19 protein-coding genes are annotated in these 23,073 nt (G+C 58.5%); 9 read left to right on the top strand and 10 right to left on the bottom strand.

Annotation, left to right across the window (positions count from 1 at the left end; genetic code table 11):
• Positions 1 to 78: 78 nt before the first annotated feature.
• Positions 79 to 993 (top strand): transporter substrate-binding domain-containing protein, encoded by a 915-nt coding sequence (locus AC1DWG_RS05175; protein WP_477787444.1) that lies wholly within the window; start codon positions 79 to 81, stop codon positions 991 to 993.
• A gap of 546 nt (positions 994 to 1,539) precedes the next feature.
• Here the strand turns inward: AC1DWG_RS05175 and AC1DWG_RS05170 are convergent.
• Genes AC1DWG_RS05170 through AC1DWG_RS05160 form a run of 3 tightly spaced genes read right to left on the bottom strand, consistent with a single transcriptional unit; the run spans position 1,540 to position 3,350 of the window.
• Positions 1,540 to 2,649 carry a CaiB/BaiF CoA transferase family protein gene (locus tag AC1DWG_RS05170; RefSeq protein ID WP_477787424.1) on the bottom strand — a complete coding sequence of 370 codons (1,110 nt, stop codon included), beginning with the start codon at positions 2,647 to 2,649 and terminating at the stop codon, positions 1,540 to 1,542.
• Positions 2,650 to 2,658: 9 nt separating this feature from the next.
• Positions 2,659 to 2,970, bottom strand: coding sequence for a DUF202 domain-containing protein (locus AC1DWG_RS05165; protein WP_477787423.1), 312 nt, complete (start codon positions 2,968 to 2,970; stop codon positions 2,659 to 2,661).
• Positions 2,970 to 3,350: a YidH family protein gene (locus AC1DWG_RS05160; RefSeq protein ID WP_477787422.1), complete on the bottom strand. Its 381-nt coding sequence runs from the start codon at positions 3,348 to 3,350 to the stop codon at positions 2,970 to 2,972. The genes AC1DWG_RS05165 and AC1DWG_RS05160 overlap by 1 nt, the downstream gene beginning before the upstream one ends.
• A 237-nt stretch (positions 3,351 to 3,587) precedes the next feature.
• On the opposite strand from AC1DWG_RS05160, the gene AC1DWG_RS05155 reads away from it, so the two are divergent.
• The gene (locus tag AC1DWG_RS05155; protein ID WP_477787421.1) at positions 3,588 to 4,529 is read left to right on the top strand and encodes a LysR family transcriptional regulator; all 942 of its coding nucleotides are present in this window, start codon (positions 3,588 to 3,590) and stop codon (positions 4,527 to 4,529) included.
• A gap of 5 nt (positions 4,530 to 4,534) precedes the next feature.
• Here AC1DWG_RS05155 and AC1DWG_RS05150 read toward each other — a convergent pair whose 3' ends face one another.
• From AC1DWG_RS05150 to AC1DWG_RS05135, 4 genes are all read right to left on the bottom strand, one after another.
• Positions 4,535 to 5,830: an MFS transporter gene (locus AC1DWG_RS05150; protein WP_477787420.1), complete on the bottom strand. Its 1,296-nt coding sequence runs from the start codon at positions 5,828 to 5,830 to the stop codon at positions 4,535 to 4,537.
• A 64-nt stretch (positions 5,831 to 5,894) separates the two neighbouring features.
• On the bottom strand, positions 5,895 to 7,058 hold the full coding sequence (locus AC1DWG_RS05145; protein WP_477787419.1) for an acyl-CoA dehydrogenase family protein: 1,164 nt from the start codon (positions 7,056 to 7,058) through the stop codon (positions 5,895 to 5,897).
• A 21-nt stretch (positions 7,059 to 7,079) separates the two neighbouring features.
• Positions 7,080 to 8,627: an AMP-binding protein gene (locus tag AC1DWG_RS05140; protein WP_477787418.1), complete on the bottom strand. Its 1,548-nt coding sequence runs from the start codon at positions 8,625 to 8,627 to the stop codon at positions 7,080 to 7,082.
• Positions 8,628 to 8,773: 146 nt separating this feature from the next.
• On the bottom strand, positions 8,774 to 9,685 hold the full coding sequence (locus AC1DWG_RS05135) for a LysR family transcriptional regulator (RefSeq protein ID WP_477787417.1): 912 nt from the start codon (positions 9,683 to 9,685) through the stop codon (positions 8,774 to 8,776).
• Between the two features lie 327 nt (positions 9,686 to 10,012).
• Here AC1DWG_RS05135 and AC1DWG_RS05130 point away from each other — a divergent pair, with 327 nt between their 5' ends.
• The 5 genes from AC1DWG_RS05130 to AC1DWG_RS05110 all read left to right on the top strand — a co-directional run bounded on the left by AC1DWG_RS05130 (position 10,013) and on the right by AC1DWG_RS05110 (position 18,118).
• Positions 10,013 to 11,185: a serine hydrolase domain-containing protein gene (locus tag AC1DWG_RS05130; RefSeq protein WP_477787416.1), complete on the top strand. Its 1,173-nt coding sequence runs from the start codon at positions 10,013 to 10,015 to the stop codon at positions 11,183 to 11,185.
• Between the two features lie 121 nt (positions 11,186 to 11,306).
• A complete protein-coding gene (locus tag AC1DWG_RS05125) occupies positions 11,307 to 13,175 on the top strand; it encodes a DUF1302 domain-containing protein (RefSeq protein WP_477787415.1) in 1,869 nt (622 codons plus the stop codon).
• A 15-nt stretch (positions 13,176 to 13,190) separates the two neighbouring features.
• Positions 13,191 to 14,540 (top strand): DUF1329 domain-containing protein, encoded by a 1,350-nt coding sequence (locus AC1DWG_RS05120; protein WP_477787414.1) that lies wholly within the window; start codon positions 13,191 to 13,193, stop codon positions 14,538 to 14,540.
• 66 nt (positions 14,541 to 14,606) lie between these two features.
• Positions 14,607 to 15,737 carry a YCF48-related protein gene (locus AC1DWG_RS05115; protein WP_477787413.1) on the top strand — a complete coding sequence of 377 codons (1,131 nt, stop codon included), beginning with the start codon at positions 14,607 to 14,609 and terminating at the stop codon, positions 15,735 to 15,737.
• Between the two features lie 59 nt (positions 15,738 to 15,796).
• Entirely contained in the window at positions 15,797 to 18,118 is a 2,322-nt protein-coding gene (locus tag AC1DWG_RS05110; protein ID WP_477787443.1) for an efflux RND transporter permease subunit, read from the top strand.
• Between the two features lie 742 nt (positions 18,119 to 18,860).
• Here the strand turns inward: AC1DWG_RS05110 and AC1DWG_RS05105 are convergent.
• Genes AC1DWG_RS05105 through AC1DWG_RS05095 form a run of 3 tightly spaced genes read right to left on the bottom strand, consistent with a single transcriptional unit; the run spans position 18,861 to position 21,408 of the window.
• Positions 18,861 to 19,622: a PAS domain-containing protein gene (locus AC1DWG_RS05105; protein WP_477787412.1), complete on the bottom strand. Its 762-nt coding sequence runs from the start codon at positions 19,620 to 19,622 to the stop codon at positions 18,861 to 18,863.
• The gene (locus AC1DWG_RS05100; RefSeq protein ID WP_477787411.1) at positions 19,623 to 20,294 is read right to left on the bottom strand and encodes a response regulator; all 672 of its coding nucleotides are present in this window, start codon (positions 20,292 to 20,294) and stop codon (positions 19,623 to 19,625) included.
• Complete coding sequence (locus AC1DWG_RS05095) at positions 20,263 to 21,408, bottom strand: ATP-binding protein (RefSeq protein WP_477787410.1); 1,146 nt, start codon at positions 21,406 to 21,408, stop codon at positions 20,263 to 20,265. The genes AC1DWG_RS05100 and AC1DWG_RS05095 overlap by 32 nt, the downstream gene beginning before the upstream one ends.
• A gap of 223 nt (positions 21,409 to 21,631) precedes the next feature.
• On the opposite strand from AC1DWG_RS05095, the gene AC1DWG_RS05090 reads away from it, so the two are divergent.
• Both AC1DWG_RS05090 and AC1DWG_RS05085 read left to right on the top strand, forming a co-directional pair.
• Complete coding sequence (locus AC1DWG_RS05090) at positions 21,632 to 22,144, top strand: dimethylamine monooxygenase subunit DmmA family protein (protein WP_477787409.1); 513 nt, start codon at positions 21,632 to 21,634, stop codon at positions 22,142 to 22,144.
• Entirely contained in the window at positions 22,141 to 23,070 is a 930-nt protein-coding gene (locus AC1DWG_RS05085) for a PDR/VanB family oxidoreductase (protein WP_477787408.1), read from the top strand. Before AC1DWG_RS05090 ends, AC1DWG_RS05085 begins: the two co-directional genes overlap by 4 nt.
• Positions 23,071 to 23,073 lie beyond the last annotated feature (3 nt).

The following is a 23,073-nucleotide window of genomic DNA, read 5'->3' as shown; positions in this document are numbered from 1 at the left end:
AGCTCCGCGAGACCTTTCGCCGAGCCAAAGATGGGCGAGTCCGAAAAAGACTCGCCTGACCCTTATGAGGAGCTTTTGATGCGTGCCTTCCCTACAATCCTGGGCGTTACCCTGACAGCAGCCTTAAGCAGTACTCCCCTTATGGCTGCCGAACTCACCGGCACGCTCAAGAAAATCAGGACCTCGGGAACCATCACCCTGGGTCACCGAGACTCGTCCATTCCCTTCTCTTATATTGCCGACGGATCCGGTCAGCCGGTGGGCTACTCCCATGACATTCAATTAAAGATTGTCGAGGCTATCAAGCAAGAACTCGGTATGCCCAAGCTGAACGTACGATACAACCTGGTGACATCTCAGACGCGTATCCCGCTGGTGCAAAACGGCACTGTGGACCTGGAGTGCGGCTCCACAACCAATACCGCCGAGAGAGCCCGGCAGGTCGACTTCTCGGTCGGTATTTTTGAAGCCAGCACCCGCTTGTTGGTCAGGAAGGATTCGGTTTACAAGGACTTTCAGGATCTCAACGGCAAGAACGTCGTGACCACTGCTGGCAGCACTGCCGAGCGGATGCTCAAGGTCATGAATGCCGAGAAAAAGATGAACATGAACGTCATCTCTGCCAAAGACATTGGTGAGTCTTACCAAATGCTCGAGTCCGGTCGCGCCATTGCGTTCATGCAGGACGACGCATTGCTGGCGGGCGAGATGGCCAAGGCAAAGAAACCGGAAGATTGGGTGGTTACCGGCACCCCGCAATCCAACGAAATCTATGGTTGCACAATGCGTCGGGGTGATCCGGATCTCAAAAAAGTCGTGGATGACTCGATCAAGTCACTTTTCGCCTCGGGCGAAATCAACGCCATCTACGATAAATGGTTTACTCAACCCATCCCTCCCAAAGGCTTGAATCTCAAATTCCCCATGAGCACAGAGCTCAAAACAATCATCGCCCACCCCAACGACCAACCGGCGCCGGAAAAGACTCTTTAACGGTCGTCCCCTTCTGCTCAAGCGACCAGGACACAGCGAGGCAGTCTTCTCGCGCCATGACCTTGGTATCAGCTGAAGATTCCACCCAGAGCCAGTCGTTTTGTGGGGGTAAAAGTAGGGGGAGTCCATTTCATGGCCAAAATTACCATCAAAGAACTCGAGTCGCTGACCGCCAATGATGCCGGCCGGATCCTCAGGGAGGAAACGCGCCTGGAATCTGTTGGGCGATCGACTCAGTACTGAGTTGTCCTCAACCTACGAGCTCCCACCGACCGAATGGATGATGTTTTTTCCAGACTACGCCGCGACTGGATCCCTGCTGCCTTCATAGATCAGATTCTTCAATATAGAATCGCCCATAGTTTCGCAGATATCGCCAAACGATTGCTTCGTATCGACTCAGGCCAGTCATGACCGGCAGAAATCGGCCAGAAGCGCTCATTGATGATTAACTATTCTCGCCCCAGAAGTAATCTGTGCCCGTGTCTGTTTCTGGGCGGAGCCATCGTTTCAAATTGAAATTGCCAAACATACGTTATTCATTTTTCACTTGGCGGTCGCTGACGTGAATTCCCCAAGCGTGGGAACTCTCCCTTCAGAATCAGGCAAACCAAGAGAGAACTTGACCGGAAAACGGACCGCGACCGCGCCCTCTTCTGCAAACTCACGAAGGGTGCCTCGTGATTGTACGTGGACGTCGCAAAATAGCTCACGGGCTTCGAGTACCGGTGAGAATGGCAAATCAAAGTCGGCGAGGTACTGGCGCCACTCAGCAAGGGGTCGGGTCCGGAAGATCTGTTTGAGCAGTTGATTGACCTCTTGCTTACAAGCCAAACGTCCCATCCTCGTTGAAAATCGTACATCCTTGAGCAGGGGAAATACCTCACCGAGGCAATCACACAAATTTATCCAGAACTTGTTTTCGAGAATGCCTAACGCGATGTAACGGCCATCCTGAGTTTCGAAAATATCGTTCTCCGGCATCACCATGGGCGACATCACCGGGTTCTTTTCAAAGTTCCTGGCCAACCATGCCGTGGGGGCTGTCCAGGAAAGAATGCTGTCGTGAATCGACACGTCCAAGTGCTGACCGACACCATTTTGCCGTGCACTCATGATCGCGACCACCAGTGACAGTGCTGCATAACTGGAAGCGGCATAGTCCGACACGCGCACGCCTGGTCGAGCCACCTTGCTCTCGACCTGTGTCGGCGCTGCCCAGTAGCCGGCCAGTGCGAGGTAATTCAGGTCGTGCCCCGCATTGTCCGCATAAGGACCGGTTTGACCGAAGCCGGAGATGGAACACATGACTATCGCCGGATTGACCTTGACCAGGTCGTCAAAACCCAACCCAAAGCTTTTCATCACACCGGGACGGAACCCTTCGACCACGGCGTCGCAGTCACGAACCAGTTCAAGGAAAGCTTCCCGGTCTGCACTGTCACGCAGATCAAGCGCCACAGAACGTTTGTCGCGATTGAATTGGGCAAATACTGCACTGCCCAACTCACGGGACGGGTCACCGCTACCACGCCGTTCCACCTTGATCACATCGGCGCCCAGTTGCAGCAGTAACGAAGTTGCATGCGGACCAGGCAACAACTGACTGGCATCAATGATTTTCACGTCTTTGAGGCAGGACCATTCTGGCTTCATATCTATTCCTTATAGTGACGACAACAGCACTGCCATCAATGCGGTCAGTGCTATCAATGAAACATGAATACTCAACAGTAAAATGCTTACAGGTCTTGCCACCAAGTCGGCCGACGTCAATGCGGCCAAATGGCTGGCGTAGCGATGCGGTTGGCCATGCGCAATGAACACGGCAAGTAAAATCGCCTGTAACGAAATCAACAGTGTCAGCGCCGGGTGATGCAACAGGCAGCGCATCGACAGTGCAGCCACCAGAAAAAATGCGAGCTGCGTTCGACGCCAGGCAAGCGCAGTGCGTTCCGCCTGCAGGCCCGCATCCATCAAGCACGCCCGCAGAACAGCAAAAACACAACGACTGTCACTGCAGCGCAGCCTAGCGAAAGAATGGGAATCAACGATGGAATTGGCAGTTCAACTCCGTTGCGTAATGCGCGCTCGACACCGGCCCAGCGCCAGAATGCCCAAACACTGACCAGCAGACTCAGGCTCAACAGCAGGATCACCAACAGCACCTTGCCGCTCTCGGTCAGCACCGAAGAGGCAAACGCTTCGATGGCAACACCACCGGCCAGCAACGCCAATGCCGTCCGGATCCAGGCAAGAAAGGTACGCTCGTTAGCCAACGTGAACCGCGGATCGGGCGTTTGCCCCTCATCGGTAAAGTAACGATTGAGGCTGAACCTGGAATTGAAAATCTTCACTCAGCGCGCCCTTATAGAAATGCGTTTTTTAAATGCAGCATCGTGGAGTTAAAGCTCATGTCGGCGCGCGCAGAAGCAAGTTGTCATTGTGATCATTGACTGAACTTACAAAATCCAAACGCAGGAATGAGTAGTATCACCTCCTCTGTTTGGTGATACTAAGGAGCCGCTTTTTTCTAGACAAATATCAACTTTCAATACATGCCATAACGCATTGGCATGGCCAGAGAATTGTCCATGACGCTGAAACAGCTCCGTTATCTGATCGCTATTGCCGAAGCAGGCAGTTTCTCGGGCGCTGCTCGACAGGCGTACATCGCCCAGCCCGCACTGAGCCGGCAGATCAGCTTGCTCGAAGAAGAGTTGGAGGTGCAGTTACTGGAGCGTTTGCACGATGGCATCAACCTTACCGACGCAGGTCGACGTCTATTCGAAATCGCACGCTCGGTGGTGCAGACCGTCGATTCGGTCAAGGACGAGTTGGAATCGACCAAAGGCAATCCAAAGGGGCGCGTGTCTATTGCCATACCTGTCACTGCATCGACGCTGCTGCTGCCGCTGATTATCACCCGTGCCGGTGAAAAGTTTCCGGGCATCGAATTGACTGTACGCGATGGCCTGAGTCAGGAAGGCGGCGAAGCGATCGAACTGGGCAAGGTTGATTTCGGCGTGGTGCCCAACGCCGAGGAGCTGGAGCACGTGCACGCCGATCCGGTGTTCACCGAAGAGCTTTATTGGTTGGGTCAATTGGCTGTGGCCAATCACAGTGAAGTCATCACCTTGGTCGAGGCGGCCGCCAGCGCCCTGGTGATGGCCCCGCGCAGCAGCTCGCATTTGCGCCGCCGGGCGGAACAGGCAGCGATGCAGGCCGGAGTGGAACTCAATGTGGTCTACGAACAGCAGACCGCTCAAGGACTCAGCAGTCTGGTGCGCAGCGGTCTGGCGGCAACCATCTGCAACTGGCCTGCGGTCGAGGAAGGGACACTGCAATGCGCGCGAAGGATCGTCGAGCCATGCCTGCAACGCACCATTACCATCGCCCACTCGACCCACAAACCCCTGTCCTTCGCGGCCTCCTGCATGCGCGATCTGGTCCGCTCGATCCTCGTCGAAACCGTGCAATCAGGTCGCTGGAAAGGCGAGTTGATCGAACGGCAATTACCTCACGAAGAAGCTTGATCCGCTCAAGCACGCACAGCGACAGCAGGCATCCCATCATGTAATTGAGCACGCGAGCGCTGCGGGTTCATCATGTATAGCCCGCTCAAACCGGCAATGACCAGAATGGCCCCGCAGACCAGAAAACCATGGGCATAACCCTCGCCGTTGATGCCCGTCGCACCCTGTACGAGAAAGCCGGTGACGACAGGCGCTGCAAGCCCTGCGAGTGATCCGCAGGCATTACCAATGGCCAGCATGCTGCCGCGCTGCCCGCTGGGTACGACCTCGGCCAGCATCGCCGGGCCGATCGAATACATCACCAGCGCCAGGCCACCACTGAACGTCAGACAGGCCATTCGTTCAACCACCGACAGCCCGGGCAACACCAGTGCGGCAGCCAGCAGCCCGCTCAGGATCAGGCACAGTGACACGAACATGCCACGTGCAACACGCGACGGCAGACCACGACGCAACAGACGCTGGGACCACCACGCCATGATCAGACTCAGGGGCGTGGTCACCAGCACGAAAGCGCCGAACATCTTCCCCGCGCTCAACGAGGCCATGCCCAACCCTTTCTCCAAATAGGCCGGAACCCAGGTCAAGGTCAGCGCCAGCGACCAGTTGGCCGCGAAGTGGCCGACGTAGTTGCCCAACACTGTCGGATCCCTCAGCAACCGACGATACGGTATGTGGCCTGTATCCGGCTGCGCAGCATTCACATGGACCCTGTCCATTTGTCCTTCGCGACCAAACCGAAACCAGACGATGCACCAGATCAGACCGACCAGGGCCAGCACCGCAAAGTTAGTGCGCCAGCCGTAATGCAAACTGATCCAGGGAATCAGCAGACCGGCCACCAGCAAACCCATGGCGCTGCCTGAATGCAGCAAAGCCACCGGCAGACTGCGTTTGTTATCAGGGAACCACTTGTACAACGCATGAGTGGCCACCGGTGATGCCGGGCCTTCCCCAATTCCGAGCAACACCCGGCAAGCAACGATCGCCCACAGTGAGGTGGCAAACAGCATAGGCAGTTGAATCAGTGCCCAAAACAAACCCATGCCCAGCAGCAAGATACGCGTTGGCTTGCGGTTGGCAACAAAGCCACCGACCACGGCTGAAATCGAAAACAGCCAGTGCAACGCGCCTGCGACAAAACCGAACTGCGTCGGGGACAGCTCCAGTTCCTGCATCATCGGCACCGCGACCAGGCCGATAACTACCTTGTCGAGAAAATTAACCAACATCATCACGGCGAGCAGAACTGCAATCGTCCAGGCAGCCCTTGGCCGGTAGGCTGATTCAACACTAAGCATGGAGTACCCCTGATTATTGTTATAAGTGAGTCGCCTGCCCGGAGGCAGGCGTTGCGGATTATGCTTAGTCGGGCATCAAAATACCCTTGGCGATGGTGTTGCGCTGGATCTCGCTGGTACCGGTGAGAATTCGCATCATCCGGGTGGCGCGGAACAACCATTCCACCGGGTTGCCCCGGATCAAACCGGCACCGCCATGAACCTGAACGGCACGGTCGACGATGCGAAACGCGGTTTCCGAGGCGAACACTTTACACATCGGCGCTTGAACCTTGATATCACCGCCCGCATCGTTCAACGCCGCAGTGGCGTACATCATGCTGCGTGCGGCCAGCAACTCGGTGGCCATGTCGGCGATCATATGGTTGACCGCCTGAAACATGGCTATCGGCTTGCCGAACTGAGTCCGCGTACGCGCATAGTCGATTGACAGATTCAACGCCAACCCCGCCATCCCCAACATGGTCGGGCAATGCAACAGACGGTTGAGGGTAATGCGCCCCATCGCCAGCTTGAAACCGGCCCCTTCTTCACCGATGCGGTTTTCCACCGGCACCTTGACGTCGCAAAGCTCAATGTTGCCGTGGCTGCCTGCGCCAGACATGACCTGATAGTCCGAATCGATTTTCACGCCAGGCGCCTTGAGGTCAACGAAGAAGGCAGAAATACCTGCCGCGCCCTGCCCCGGCCCGGTGACCGCCAGCAACACGGCAATATCGGCGTAAGGAGCACCGGAGATGTAGCGTTTGGCGCCGTTGAGTACGTAGTGATCACCATTGAGCCGAGCGCTGGTTTTGATGGCGCTGGCGTCCGAACCGGCCTCGGCTTCAGTAAGGGCGAAGCACACGGCTTTTTCCGCACGACACACAGGCTGCAAGAACTTCTCAACCTGCACATCGCTGGCCACACGAAACAGATGGCCGATACGCGGCGGCCCGCTCAACTCGCCCAGCACATGAGGGGCGAGCATTGAGCCGGTCAGGATGGCCGACTCCTTGACCGCGCACAGGTCGACCACACTCAATCCCGCTCCGCCAAGAGGCTCGGGCAACATGACATTGTAAAAACCGAGTTCGCAGGAGCGTTTCCAGACATCGGCGAGGATGGCCTTGGGATGGGCTTCACCCCATTGCAATTGCTCTTTCTTTTCCAGCGGGATGATTTCGTCACGGATGAAGGCACCCATGTCACTGATGATGCGTTTGGCTTTTTCGCTTGGTTCGATCATGTCTAATTCTCTTCGGTGGTTTCAGATCTTGCGATCGCTGTTCTTCCAGTACTCGTCACGAACCAGGCGGCGTACTACCTTGCCGTTGGGGTTCTTCGGCAACTCGTCGATGAAATCGACACTGCGTGGTTTCTTGAATCCGGCAAGGTGTTGGGCGCAGTACTCAATGATCTGCTCCTGGTCCAGACTTGCTCCGGGCTTGAGCACCACAACGGCCTTTATCGCCTCGCCCCACTGTGGGTCTGGTACACCGACGACAGCGGCTTCGAAAATCTGTGGAAGGCTGTACAGCACTTGCTCGACTTCGGTGGGGTAAACGTTGAAACCGCCGGAAATGATCATTTCCTTTTTGCGGTCGACGATAAACACGTAACCCAGTTCATCGACCGTGGCCAAATCGCCAGTCAGGTAGAAGCCGTCGCGCATGACTTCTGCCGTCAACTCCGGCGCCTGCCAATAGCCCTTCATGATGTCCGCGCCCTTGACCACGATCTCGCCGATCTCACCGGGTTTGATGTCTTCGAATTGCGCGTCGACTACCCGCAGATCGGTTTCGAAATAACAGCGTCCGCAAGAAGCAAGCCGCCGAACATCGCCGTCCTTGACGAGATGATCTTGCTCGGTCAACACGGTCACCAACGAGCAGGTTTCCCCCGCGCCATAGCCTTGCGCCAGAATCGGCCCGAACACCTCGATGGCTCGCTGAACCAGCGCCGGAGCCATCGGCGCAGCGCCGTACATCACCAGGCGCAGGCTGCTGAGGTCGAAGCGCTCCACATTCGCGAAATTCACCAAGCGGTTGACCATCGCTGGCACCAGGAACAAGCGCGTCACCCGCTCTTGCTCAATGGTGCGCAGCAACAACTCGTCGTCGTAACGTTCGATCAACAAGTTACAGGCACCGACCGCCAGCAACGGCATGATCTGCATTCCGCTGGCATGGGTAATCGGCCCGACGTGGGCCATGACGTCATCAGAACCCGCACCGCGAACCGGGCTGGCCAGGCTCTTGCGCACCAGCGCCTTGCGGTTGCCAAACGTCAGCATCGCGGCCTTCAGCACGCCCGAACTACCGGAGGTGTAATGCAGCACGGCCAGCTGATCGTCGTCCGGATCAGTGTGTACCGGGGTCTCTGCGCCCATCTCCAGCACGGCATCATAGGAAACATCGCCACCGGTCTCGGCCAACGCGATCACCCATTTCAAATGCGGTAGCGCTTGCCGGTACGAAGCCAGCGCACTGGCGAAATGGCTTGTGGTAACGACCGCCTCACTGTGCGAGTCATTGAGAACGCTGATGATTTCCTCAGGGGACAACCGAGCGTTGATCGGCACTTTGACCATTGCGTTTTTATAGAAAGCAACTTCCGCTTCGACCAGTTCAGCACGGTTCATTGCCAATATCGCAACATGCGCGCCCTGCTTGAGGCCCAGCTTCAATAATCCCGATGCCAGGCGATTGGTGCGTGCCTCCAGTTGCGCATAAGTCAGCCGTTGCCGTGTATCGATAACGGCCAGATTATCGGGCCAATAACGCGCACTTCGGCTCAGTATCTTTGCGAGGTTCACTTTTAATTATTCTCCGAAGTAGATCGAGGGCGACCGATCTTACAAGCGGAGAAAAAATGCTCGCCAATACCACTGTTTGATGAGCACCCATAACAAAACGGGATAGGGCTGAGCGCAAAATTCCGTGCAGCCACGTGCAAAAGTCGCTACAGCCACTTCGCCATATTGCTTGGCGTCGCCTCCTCCCTGAACAGGTCGATCAACCGGCAGCAGACCGGGGACAGATAGCCTCCGGTGCGGGTAACCAGCCCTATCCGACGATTGAACTCAAGGCCATCGACCACCAGATTCAGCGGTTCCAACCCGGCCGAACGGGTCATCTGCCCACACCGCGATATCGTCAGAATGTTGGTACCGTTGATCAACTGAAACAGGGCCTCACTGCTGAAGTCAGCCTCTATGCGCAGCAACGGCGGCGCCAGTCCATGTCGGTGAAAGGCATCTTCCAGCGATTGCCGGATAACGATATGGCCTTCCGGCAGCAGCCACTCCTCACCCTGTAAGTCGCTCAAATCCAGGCGAGGCCTTGCCAGCAATGGGTGGCCTGTATCAGCCACGACAGCGAGACGATCTTCGTACAAATATTCTGTGGCGAACTCGGGCGTGACGCCGGGTAACGGCATCACCACCACATCGATCTCGCCGCTGCGCAATGCGTCCAGCAACTCCTGGGCCAGGCGGCGACGCAGACGCAAGCGGGCGGCCGGGCGTTCGCGCAACAGACGGCGGCAACTGGCGACCAGCAGACCATCGGGAAGCGATGGCGAGTACCCCAATCGCACGGCGCCCTGTTCGCCCGTTCGAATGCTGCGCATCTCTGCCAGTGCATCGTCGTAGTCGCGGCGCAGACGTTTGGCTCGTGTCAGAAATTGCACACCCGCCTGGGTCACCCGCATGCCTGTGGAGGTTCGTTCGAAAAGCATGACCCCCAACAAGGTTTCAACCCGGCGCACGGCTTTGGTTAGCGAAGGTTGGGTGAGGCCCAGCATATCGGCGGCCTTACCGATGGTGCCGCATTGCTCGACAGCGATCACATACTCAAGGTCACGTACGTCCATGGCATTCCTGTTGGTTATGTATCGATAGCTAGTGATGCATTGCGCTTATGTATATCCCGCTCTCAGACTGGAATCAATGTCCAGCCCGTTTGATCCAGTCGACGCTGGCAACACCTTGGCAACCCACGCCATCAGGAGATAACAAAAAAAATGTGCGTCACGAAAAATGAAAAAAACGTTGCAGCAAAACTGGCAGCAAAGTCCTTTAGGTTACTTCCCGTCCTGTTGTTGGCTGCGATCAGCGGGCAGGCCGTTGCCGCTGTAACCACCACCGATCCAATTCAGTTGGGCGTGATGCAGGGTTTTCCACCGGCGATGGATAAGCGCGTGAACAAACTCAACGCTTTTGAAATGCCCAATTTGCGCTGGGCGCTGCGTAATGCGCGATCAATGTCGCCCACCACCGGCATCGACCGGGGTCCAACCGCCCTGCCGCTGATCCCTGGCAATCGGCTCGCCCTGGATGAGCTGAATTTCAAGGTGGGAGACGCATTGCTGACCTTGCCGGAATATCTACAGCAGACTTACACCGATGGTTTCATTGTCCTGCAACGCGGCAAGGTGGTGTACGAGCGCTACCTGGATTCATTCAGCCCTCGGCAGTCGCACATCTGGGCATCAATGACCAAGTCAGTGACGGGGTTGCTTGCCGCGAGCCTCATCGCAGAAGGCAAGATGGACCCGACGGCCCGACTGGCGAGCTATGTCCCGGAGCTGACCGGCACGCCGTTCGGCGAAGCCACCGTGCAACAGAATCTCGACATGCAGGTTCGCGCCATCTACCCGGTCAATCTGCCACCCGATCTGGGGCTGTTTGCGGCGGCCGGCATCCTGCCTCGCCGAGAGGGCATGCCCGACAATATCTATGACTTTCTGAAAGTGGCGACACGCCCACAAGAATCTACCGACACGGACATCTGGTTCTATCAGAACGGTTCGCCTGAAGCGGTCGCCTGGGCCATGCGCAGAATCACCGGGAAAAGTTGGTCGACGCTGGTTTCGGAACGCATCTGGTCCCGTATTGCAGAGGACGATGCCTACGCTCAGGTGGATCAATTGGGTACCGAAATGGCCAGTGGAGGCATGAGCAGCACCCTGCATGACGTCGCTCGATTTGCCGAAGCCGTCCGTCAAGCCGCCGCTGCACGACAGGCCGACGACCCGTTTGCGCAGGCCGTTCAACTGGCGTTGAAGCCCAATGCCAACCAGGCCCTAATCGAAGGCAATCCGAACGCCAAGGAGCGAGCGGGCTATTCCTACAGGAATTACTGGTATCAGAAAAACGACGGTGACGGCTCCGTCGAGGCGGCCGGTCGCTTTGGCCAGCGGATCTATATCAACCCCAAACGAGAACTGGTGATCGTCAAGATGTCCTCCGCACCGGACATGGCGCCCAGGGCTACCAGTGCGAACACCACCGCACATATCGCAGCGCCAAAAGTTGATAGCGTCACGGCCTTCAACAGCATGGTGAGCGCCCTGCTCCCAGCCCTCAAGTAACGATCCATGCCGGCCCTCTCGGGCTGGCCTGACTCCCGGTTTTACAACTCAACGGTACCTGGCGTCCCCGCGCCAGGTGTGCCGACGGGCTTCCTATAACAATAATTAAGAGGCAGACCTCATGGGCTCTCCATCAAGCGGCGGCATTGCGCGGCTCCATCGCCGGCAACTCACCGGCCTGTTCCTGACACCTCTGGCCTGTGCCCTGTGCAATTACGCCAGCGCTGCCGACTTCACCTGGGGTGAAGTCAGTGGCCGTTACAATGGCAGCCTCAGCCTGGGTGGTGTGTGGAGCGCCGAGAAACCCAATGCCGATAACATATTCCAGGGTAACGCCAACGCCATCGGTTACGGTAAACCCGGTGAGTTCAACCCCAGCGGCGGTCGTACGGGCGATGACGGGCGGCTGAACTTTCGCAAGCGCAACCTGGTGTCCTCACCCGTCACCCTGCTGGGTGAAATGGAACTTAACTGGCAAAACTATGGCGCCTTCATTCGCGGCAAGGCCTGGTACGACTACACCCTGAACAACCGTGAAGTCGACTTCGGGCACTCTTCCAACGGTTACCAACCCAACAGCAAGCTCGATGACAGTCACTTTGACGAACTCGCCAAGTTTCAGGGGGTGGCGTTGCTGGATGCTTACGTGTTCGGTGATTTCACCATTGCCGAGCATCCCTTGAATGCCCGGGTGGGCAACCAGGTGATCAACTGGGGCGAAGGCCTGTACTTCCAGAACGGCATCAACGCGATCAATCCCGTCGACGTCGCTGCCTTGCGTCGACCCGGATCGCAGGTCAAGGAAGCGTTGCTGCCGGTGCCGATGCTGTATGGCAACTTCGGCCTGACGGACAGCCTGAGCCTCGAAGCGTTCTATCAACTGCAATGGCGGCGCACGGTGCTGGAAGGTTGCGGCACCTACTTTTCAAGCAACGACTTTCTTCCAGATGGTTGTTTCGGTGTACCTCGTGGCGGAGCGAACGATCCAGCGAGTTTTGCCAACGACCAGATCATCCGCCGTACCGGTGACAACGAACCCTCCGACAACGGTCAGTTCGGTTTCGCATTGCGTTACTTCGCTGATCAGCTCGACACCGAATTCGGCGCCTACGCGATGAACATCCATTCACGCACTCCCTACACCAGCATCACCACGGACCTGCGCCCTGGTCCAGGAGCTGGCTGGATCGCAGGCCGGCAAGACACCAACGGCACCTACTTCGCCGACTTCCCGGAAGACATCCGTATCTTCGGCTTGAGCTTCTCCAGCAACCTGTGGGGGACGTCAGTCTTTGGCGAATACAGCTTCCGACCCAACCAGCCGGTGCAACTGGCCAACGGCGATCTGATCCCAGCCTTTGCCGGCAACCCGGTGCAATTAGGCCAAGCGATCGGCCAGAACATCACCCTTGGTGAGGATGCCATCAACGCCGCACCTGGATCGGTCTACAACGGCTACGACCGGCGCAAGATCTCGCAGCTTTCGCTGGGGTTCCTCAAGTCGCTGCCCCAGGTGCTGGGCGCCGATAACCTCAACCTGATTGGCGAGGCGGGTATGAAGTACATGCACGACCTGCCCGACCTGAATGACCGCCGATATGCCAAGGGGGACCTGTATGGCTCCGACCTGGCCAATGGCAACACGATCGGCTGCGCCCTCGGGTCTCCAAGTCAATACCAGAATCGAGGCTGTTCCACAGACGGGTACACCAGCAAATTCTCCTGGGGCTATCGCCTGCGCGCTCAACTCAGCTATCCGGCGCTGCTGGCCGGGATCAACGTCTCGCCGTTCATGGCCTTCGGTCAGGACGTCAAGGGCTGGTCCTACGACGGCGTCTTTTCCGAAGGCCGCCTGCTCGGGTCGGTCGGGACAAAATTCGACTACCTGCAGGACTACTCGGCCGAGCTCTCCTGGTCGGCCAGTGGCAACACGCCCTTCGCCAGCACCGACAGGGATTTTGTTTCTCTCAGCCTGCGAATGGGCTTCTGATTGATGAGGTACTCCATGAACACCACTTTGTTTCACGCCACCGTACTGGGCACTCTCCTGAGTTTGGGAAATGGTTGTGTCCTGGCCAACGTAGACGCCAGCGAAGTCGCCCGCCTGGGCCAGGATCTGACGCCCACCGGCGGACAAAAAGCTGCAAACGCCAACGGTAGCATTCCGGCCTGGACCGGTGGGCTGACCCAGCCACCGCCGGGGTTCCAGGCCGGCCAGGGTTATGTCGACCCTTACGCTAGTGAAAAACCGTTGTACAGCATCACCCAGACCAACAAGGCGCAGTACGCTCAAGTGCTCACTCCCGGCTACCAGGCCATGCTGGAGAAGTACCCTGACTTCAAAATGCTCGTTTACCCCACCCACCGCACCGCTGCCTTGCCGCAAACCGAGTACGCAGAGATAGTCCGAGAAGCCCCGAAGATCTCACTGGCTGACGGTGGTAATGGTCTGATCGGCTATGAGAAGAGCAGCGTGCCTTTCCCCATTCCTCACTCGGGTATCGAGGTATTGTTCAATCACTTCGTTCGGTACCGCACCGGTGGCTACGAATACTTCCCCACGGAAATGGTGGTGCAGAGCAATGGCAACTTCACCCCGATCCGTCGTGACGTAAAAGTGATGATGGCCTCGGCCATGGGCAATCCCGAGCCGAACCGTTTGTACTACTACCTGGGCAAGGTCATCTCGCCCGAGAGCGTTGCGGGTGGACAGACGCTGATCCACGAACCCATTGACCAGACCCAGGAACCACGCCTGGCATGGAGTTACAACCCGGGCCAGCGCCGCGTGTTGCGCGCGCCCGAAGCAGCCTATGACTCCCCGGTCGGTACCTCGGAAGGTTTGCGCACTTACGACGCCATCGACATGTACAACGGTGCACCGAATAAATACGAGTGGAAGCTGATCGGAAAGAAAGAAATGTTGGTGCCTTACAACACCTACAAGCTGGCCGATCGCTCACTCAAGTACAACCAGATCATCCAGCCCAATCACCTCAATCAGGACCTGCTGCGCTACGAGATGCATCGCGTCTGGGTGGTAGAAGCGACCCTCAAGCCTGGAGAGCGACACATCTACGCCAAGCGCGTGTTTTACGTCGACGAGGACAGCTGGAGCATTCTTGCTGCCGACCTGTACGACGGTCGCGGTGATCTGTGGCGCATGCAGGAAGCCCATACGTTGCAGCGTTATGACGTGCTCTCGAGCCTTCAACTGAGCGACGTTGCCTACGACCTGCAGGCTCGCCGCTATGTGGTGTACGGACTGGAGAACGAAGAGCGCAACACCCAGTTCGGCATCAGCGCCAAGATTGCCGATTTCAGCCCGGCGGCATTGCGACGGTCAGGTCACTGAGTTGCCTGCCCCATGACACCGGGGTGGTCATGTACCACCCCAGTTATTCCTCCCGAGACATCTGCCATGAAAATCCCCACCCGCTCGACGTTGGGTCTGCTCGTTGGGTTGACTACCGCCGCGCTATCGACCTCCCCCTTTGCCGCGCCAATGGCCGATCGCCTGGAGCGCGCCTCCCGGGTATCAGCGAGCGCCAGCCAGGCACCACTCACCGATATCCAGCGCCTGGGCGAACGACTGGTGATGGTGGGAGCAGACGGCCACATTCTCCTGCGTGAGCCAGACGGCCAACTGCAACAGGCCAAGGTGCCGGTGGACGTATTGCTCACCGCTGTACATTTTGTCGACGATCTCCAAGGCTGGGCCGTGGGTCATGACGGTGTGGTGTTGCACAGCAGCGATGGCGGAAAGTCCTGGGACAAACAACTCGATGGCAGGACCATCAATGCCTTGATGCTCAAGTGGGCCGAGGCCGAGGTGGCCCGCCTGGAAAACGCTGTCGGCACCGATAACACCGACAACGAGGCACAGCTACTGGCCCTGGATAACGCCCGTTTCGCCCTCGACGACATCAATGCCGGTGCCGCCGCCGGCCCTTCACGGCCGCTGCTGGATGTCTGGTTTCGCAACGCTCAGGAAGGCTGGGTCGTCGGCGCCTATGGCATGGTTTTGCACACCCGAGATGGCGGTCAGCGCTGGGATTATCTGCCGGACCTGGACAACCCGGAGCGCCTGCACCTCAACGCTGTTCTGGGACTGGTCAACGGTGATCTGCTGATTGCAGGCGAAGGTGGACGCCTGTACCGGCAAGTCAATAGTCAATGGTTGCCGGCCCAACAACTGACACCCGCTTCGCTCTACAAACTCATGCAACTGCGTGATGGGCAAATCCTGGCGATGGGCTTTGGCGCCAGCCTGTTCTCCAGCCGCGACCAGGGTCAGCACTGGCAGGCCATCCCGTTGCCCATCAAGGCCAGTCTCTATGGCGGCGAACAACTAGCCGACGGCAGCCTGTGGCTGACCGGGCAAGCCGGCCTTCTGCTGCACAGTACCGATCTGCGGCAATTCAGCGTCCGCCAGAGTGCTGTCAAAGGCGCCTGGCTTGGCGCTGTCCCCTTGGGCAGCAAACAGTTGGCCCTGGTCGGCAACAATGGCCTGCGCGTGCTTGCCACAGACGAACTGAAGGAACTGCGTTGATGAATTCCCGCTTGAACCTCGACCCACCTCCTCATCAGCTGGAAAACGCCGAACCACGAATGCTGGATTTCATCGAACGAACGCTATTCCATAATCGTCTGGCAGTCCTGGTGTTCTTCCTCGTTGCTTCCTTGTTCCTGGGTTACAAAGCCCTGGCGCTGCACCCGGACGCCAGCTTCTCCCGGATGATTCCGAGCAGTCATCCTTTTATCCAGAACTATCTGCTGTACGAGGACGTATTGCGACCACAGAGCAACGTATTGCGCGTGCTGGTAGAAAATCCCAAGGGCGAGATCCTCGACCCGGCGTTCATGGAAACGCTGCGCGAAGTCAATGACAGGATTTTCTACCTGCCTGGCGTCGACCGTGGAAAGCTCAAGTCGTTGTGGACCCCCAACGCGTTGTGGAGTGAGGTGAACACTGAGGGGGTACGCACTGGCCGAGTGATCCCCGACACCTACAACGCGAGTACCGAGTCGTTGTTCCAGGTACGGCAGAACATCCTGCGTGCCAACATGCTGGGTAGCTTTGTGGCGAACGACTGGCGCTCGACGATCATCCGCGTGCCCCTGCTCGACAACGACCCGCAAACCGGAAAGCCCCTGGATTACGGGGCTTTCAGCGAGGCGTTGGACAAGCAGGTGCGTGAACACTTCAGCGCGCAAGGCGTGACCATTCGGGTGATCGGGTTTGCCCAGATTGTCGGTGACCTGCTGGCCGCAGCCAGCGATATTGCGCTGTTTTTCGCCATCACCGTCGGGTTGATCAGCGTACTGCTGTACTTCTATTGCCGCTGCTGGCGCAGTACCACCGTCACGGTACTGACCTGCCTGCTCACGGTGATCTGCCAGTTGGGTCTGCTCAAGCTGCTGGGCTACGGACTGGACCCCTACTCAATCCTGGTGCCCTTCTTGATCTTTGCCATTGGCATCAGCCATGCCGTGCAGAACATCAATCTGATGATGAGCGAAATGGGCAATGGTTGCGATGCGCTACAGGCGTCGAGGCGTACATTTCGTGCTCTGTTCATTCCGGGCAGTACAGCGCTGCTGGCCGATGCAGTCGGGTTCATCACCCTGCTGGTGATCGACATCGGCGTAATTCAACAGTTGGCCGTGACCGCCAGCATTGGCGTGTTCGTGGCAATCTTCACCAAGATGTTCCTGCTACCGGTGCTGATGTCCTATGTCGGCATAAGCCCTCGTGGCCTGCGTCAACAGCATGAACGCCGCGACTCCAGCTGGCCGATCTTCCGCAGACTCTCGGGCGTAACGCGTAAACCGGTTGCTATCGCTCTGATTCTTGCGAGCCTGGTGTTACTGGGCCTTGGTTACCATGCGCGCCAGGGCCTGCAAATCGGTGACCTGGATGCCGGCGCACCGGAATTCCGCCCGCAAGCTCGATACAATCAGGACAACGCCTACCTGCTCTCCCACTACAGCACCAGCACCGATGTCTACGTACTGATCTTCAAGACACCACCTGAGCAATGTTCGCGCTTCGCCGCGGCCGACCTGGCCAACCAGTTGGAACGGCGTTTGCTCGAAGTGAAAGGGGTCGAGTCTGTGCAGTCGTTGTACGGCACCATGCGCTTCAACATCGTTGCGCGTAATGAAGGCAATCCGAAATGGGCCGAGTTCTCCCGTGACCAGTACGTGATGAACAATGCCCGCTCCGGGGTAGCCGCAGAACTGGTGGACCCGAACTGCAACATCGCGCCCATCAGCCTGTACCTGGCCGACCACAAGGCGCAAACCCTGAGTCGTGTCAGTGAAGCAGTCGAACGGTTCAACAACGAGTACGACACCGGCGAGTTCAAGATCCTCCAGGCAGCCGGGAACGCTGGGATCGAAGTAGCCACCAATCAGGTGATCAAACACTCGGAAAAGCTGATGTTGCTGCTGGTGTTCGTGATCATCTCGCTGGTGGTGTTTTACGAGTTCAAGTCGCTGAAAGTGACCATCGCGCTGATGGCGCCGCTGTACCTGTCGACCGTGCTGTGCGAAGCGGTGATGGCGCACATGGGCCTGGGCGTGAAAATCGCTACCTTGCCAGTGATCGCCCTTGGCGTCGGAATCGGCGTCGACTACGGCATCTACCTGTACAGCCGCATGGAAGGTTTTCTGCACCAGGGGCTGAGCATGCGCGCTGCTTATTTCGAAACGCTGAAGACCACCGGGACTTCGGTGGCATTTACCGGCGTAACCCTGGCAATCGGGGTCTCCACCTGGGCCTTCTCTGAATTGAAGTTCCAGGCTGATATGGGGCTTCTGCTAGTGCTGCTGTTCATCTGGAACATGATCGGAGCGCTGATCCTGATGCCAGCGTTGATCGCGGTTCTGATGCCATCGAGGTCAGACACGTCCGGCAAAGTCGTATAGAGCGGCCCAGCAGCGAGAGATCAAGATTTGACGACAAATATCGAATCAGCAGCGTCATGATGCCGATATCGAATGTCCGCTTGGGTCATTAGCAGCCTATCGCGACCGGCAGCTATCGRCCAATAGCGCCGGTAACGTGCGACAGGAATGAACCCAAACCGTCGTCAACTCACTTATCAAGCTGGGACCAAAGCCCACGGGGCAAATTCCGGTCTTGGTATCAGCTGAAGATCCACCCAGAGCCAGTCGTTTTGTAGGGGGAAAAACGACCAAAAATAAAAAAGGGTCGCGAGATAAAATCTCGCAACCCCTTGAATTATATGGTCGGGACGGAGTGATTCGAACACTCGACCCCTAGCACCCCATCTCCTTTTTCATACTTCTTGAAAGATCCCAAAATTTTACTCTGGATTTTTCCAAGCCAGTATTTACTAGAGCTCCAGCGGTGTTCTGCGCCACGAGAGTCCAGGAACGTCCATCAAGAGCCGACGTTTTTGTGGGGGTAAAAGTAGGGGGGAACCCATTTCATGGCCAAAATCACCATCAAAGAACTCGAGTCGCTGACCGCAACCGATGTCGGCCGGATCCTCAGGTAGGGTGGCAATCTGGCCGGTCGAATCTCAATGGACGATGAAACTCGGCAAGCGCACCCACGGAGTCGGCGAACTCTCCTGATCAACCTCTGAAAAAACCACAACACCGGGGAAATGCCCGGCGTTGTGCCTTCCCCGCAAACCTGCGTTCAACGCTCCAGGTCCTGGCCGGTATTGCGCTCGAAAATCGCCCCCTCGATACCCAGCACTTCACGCGTGTCGGCATAGATCCCCACGCCCTTTTCCCAGACGTGCTTGATCGACTGATCGGCGCAGCGAATCCGGTAATTGAGTTCGAACGGCTTTTGCTGCGACAAGGCATATTGCACCTCGCGCCAGACGTAATCGGCATCCTGCGCCAGGATCAGGCTGTTGTAGGTGAATTCATGGTTGTCCACCAGCCGCTCCGGTGGATACCCGGTCAGTTGCAGGCAACCGGCACTGACGAATTCCATGGTCCAGTCGCGGTTGTTGCGACCGCGATAGATCAGCCCCGGCATGCTGTCGAGCAAGCTCATGCTACTGCGCTGGCTGGCCTGCAAGGCAATCTCGCGCCGCTTGTGTGCAGTGATGTCGCCGGCCACCAGATAGAAACCCTGCAGCCCGCGCTTAAGGCTGACGTCGAACCAGCGCAGTTCCCCCGAAGGGTGAACAAAACGCAGCCGCTGGTTGAAGGAGGTTTCGGGGCGCCGACGCAGTTCATGCAGGGCCTGGCGCCACAACGAACGGTCTTCATGGTGCACATAATCGATGAGATTACGCTCCGTACCCGGCAGATCCATCAGCTCGACCCAGGCCAGGTTGAAGTGGGCGATCTGACCGTTATCGCGCAGTTCGAGCAGCGCCGCAGGAAAGCGATCCATCAGGTGCAAGGGCAGTGTCTGCACGAATGCCTCTGGCCGTTCCATCATCTAATGACGCTCCTCGTGTCTCACCGACGCGGCGTTGTGCACCCACGCCGCCAGCTCCAGGCGCGAGTGCAGGCTGAGTTTCTGCAACAGATTCCTCACATAGATTTTGACCGTGCCATCGCTGATCCCCAGTTCCCGGCCGATCTGTTTATTGCTCATGCCGGCGGCGATCAGGGCCAGGGTCTGCCCCTCGCGCTCAGTCAGGTTGCCGGTGTCGAGCGGATTCGAATCGTGCGCAGGTCGGTGCACCGACTCGCCCTGATCGGCAAGCAGGGCAATCAGGGTCGAATCCAGAACGATCGCGCCCTTGTGGCAATTGCGCATGTAGTCCAACAACGCATCAGGCTCGGTTTCCTTGAGCACATAACCACTGGCCCCCAAGCGCAGGGCGGTCAACAGCTCGGCGCGATCCATCGATGCAGTGAGCACCACCACCTGGCAGTCGAGGCGCAACTGACGCAGTTCGTCGAGCACCTGCAAACCGCTCAAGCCGGGCATGTGCAAGTCCAGCAAGACCTGCTGCGGCGCCAGGCTCACGGCCAGGTTGATGCCTTCGCGGCCACTGGCGGCCTGCCCCACCACTTCGAAGTCGTCGCTGGCGCCGAACAGCTGTGCCAGTCCTTTGCGAAACAACGGGTGATCATCGATCAGTAATAAGGTCGTGCAGTCCATCGAAACTCCCCTGTGGCAGGTCTTGGTGGCGGCGAAGGCCAAGGTGTACGCGGACCCCGTGCGGGCGGATCGCCTCAATGGTCAATCGGGCGCCAATGCTCGCGGCGCGCTCGCGGATAATCGCCAGGCCGAAATGGTTGTCCTCCCCCGATGCCGGGCTCAGGCCGATGCCGTCATCCTCCACCGTCACCGAGACATCACCGTCCTGGTTTTGCCGCAACTCGATGCGCACATGCCGTGCATGGGAATGGCGTACCGCGTTGGCCAGTGCCTCGCGAATGATCTGCAGAATCTGCAATTCGGTTTCCGGGCTCAAAGCGTCATCAGCCAGGCGATTGTCCAGTTCAAAAACGATGATGCAGCGCCGCGAGAACTCGGCGACAGAGTCGGCCAGGGCCTGGCGCAGCGAGCGCCCGTCCATGGTCAGACGAGCACTGGTGATCAGCTCGCGCACCTGGCGCTGCAGCTGGCTCAAGCCGCCGCACAGTTCCTGCAGCGCGGCACTGGCCTGCGCAGGCTCGCCCAACTGCGACTGCAGTAAACGCGCCTGGAACGACAGATAACCCAACTGCTGAGCCACCGAATCGTGCAGTTCTCGGGCCAGGGCGCCGTGCCGGGACGTGGCCTGTTTGCGCTGTTGCTCACGGTTGTAGCAGCGCAAGCGCACGGTGACGCCGACCGCCTGCGCCGCCTCTTCCAGCAACTGGCGCCAGCTTGCGTGGACCTGTTGTGGGGTATCGAGCAACAACACCCCTTTGCTCGAATCGTCGCTGTGCGGCAAGGCACACAGCAGGCGATGTACGCCCCGTTGCCGGCAAGGGCCACAGGCCTGAGCAGCATCAGGCAGTGTCGAGTCACGCCAAGGGCAACGCGCAACACCCTGACAGCCCTCGAGCAATCCGCGCCGTGCCGGCCCCAGGTCTTCGCCGCCCAGGATCAGATTCAGTTTGCAGGTCGGCAACAATGCTTCGAAACGATCCAGAAAACCCGACAAGGCACCGTCAGCGTGCACCTGACACAAGGGCAATCCGGCCAGCAGTTTGCGCACGCTGCGTGCCTGTTCGGGGCGAATACGCCCCAACCAGAGCGGCCACCACTGTGGTCGTGTTCGCACTATCGATAACTCCCCGTCCGGTTGCTCAGCCCTGAGCAAAGACCAGCAACTTCCATGCCCCGAACAGGCGTTGCACAGGACTTATCTCCAAAGACATAGCCCTTTTTCCGGATTGAGAAGATTTTCCCCACAGGAAAGTATCTTCCCCAACAGGAAACAGACTCCCAGTCCAACACCACCTTTCTCGCCCTTCGACAGGCGCGGATCAGCCAGGAAAGCCCACATGACGGATAGACACAGCGCCGCCCCGGACCGACTTCACAGCCTCCCGCGCTATCGCCAGCCGCTGCCTCGTGAAAGCGTCACCCGGCACATCGTGGTCATGCAATCGGCGGCCGCCTGCTCGCCCGTTGTCGGGGAACTGGAACAGCCCTTGGTGCTGAATGGCGAGAGCGCCGACTTTTCCCGGCGCCTGCATCAGGTGCTGGTCAGCGCCACCGTCGGCAGCCATCTCTACATCATGGGCGACGAGGCCTTTATCTGGCGCATCCACGGCGAGGCCCGCAGCGCCGGATTGGAAAATGACGAGATCGACATCACCCGCACGATTGCGGGTGCGCGCCTGGTGTATTGCGTGCACTGCGGCCTGACTCAGGCCGCCGGGCCAGAGGCGCTGCTGACCTGCATCGGTTGCGACCTAGGGCTGGAAGTCCGCGAACACTTTTCCCGCCGCCTGGGGGCGTACCTCGGCGTCTGCACCAACCCCGACCAGCCTTATGCCGGGGTCCGGTCATGAGCGCCGCAATCGAAGTACGGGTCAGCGCGGCGAGAATGCTTACCCCAGTGGTGCGCGAATTCACCCTGCAGGCGTGCGCCGGGCCCCTGCCGGCGTTCTCCCCCGGCAGTCATGTGCAGGTTCACCTGCCACTGGCCGAGGGCAAGCTGCGCAATGCCTATTCACTCACCAGCGACCCGGCGGACAGCCAGCATTAYCGCATCGCCGTACGCCTGCAGGAGGCCTCCCGCGGCGGCTCGCACTACCTGCATCGGCAGGTCCAGATCGGGGACACGCTGCAGATTTCGCCGCCGGCCAATCTGTTCGCCCTGCACTCGACCGCCAGCCTGCACATCCTGATCGCCGGAGGCATCGGCATCACGCCGTTCATGGCCTACATCGCGGCCCTGGAACAACGCAAGGCCCACTTCGAATTGCACTACCTCTGTCGTCCGGGCCTGAGCGATGCCTATGTCGAAGCGTTGCAACAGCGACTGGGATCGCGCCTGCACACCTACGCCAGCCGCCCGGACCTGAGCCGGATCCTGCGTGATCGACCGCTGGGCAGCCACCTATACACCTGCGGCCCGCAACCGTTGCTCGACGCGGTTCGGCAACAGGCCAGGGCACTCGGCTGGCCGCCCGGCCGGGTGCACTGGGAAGCCTTCAATGCCGCACAACCGGGCCAACCCTTCGATCTGGAACTGCTGCGCAGCGGTCGGCGCTTGCGAGTCGGCGCCGAACAAAGCCTGCTCGAAGCCCTGGAATCCGTCGGGCTGCAGATCCCCAACCTGTGCCGCGGCGGGGTCTGCGGCCAGTGCATGACCCGCTACGTGGGCGGCGACATCGAACACCGCGACAGTTTTCTGAGCCCCGCCGAGCAGGCCGACTTTCTCATGCCCTGTGTCTCTCGCGGCTGCGGCCCTTGCGTTTCGCTGGATCTTTAGGAG

Source organism: Pseudomonas sp. P4_B3 (assembly GCF_056402295.1).
Note: the sequence above shows the minus strand (reverse complement) of the source record. Positions and strands in the feature narration are given on the sequence as shown.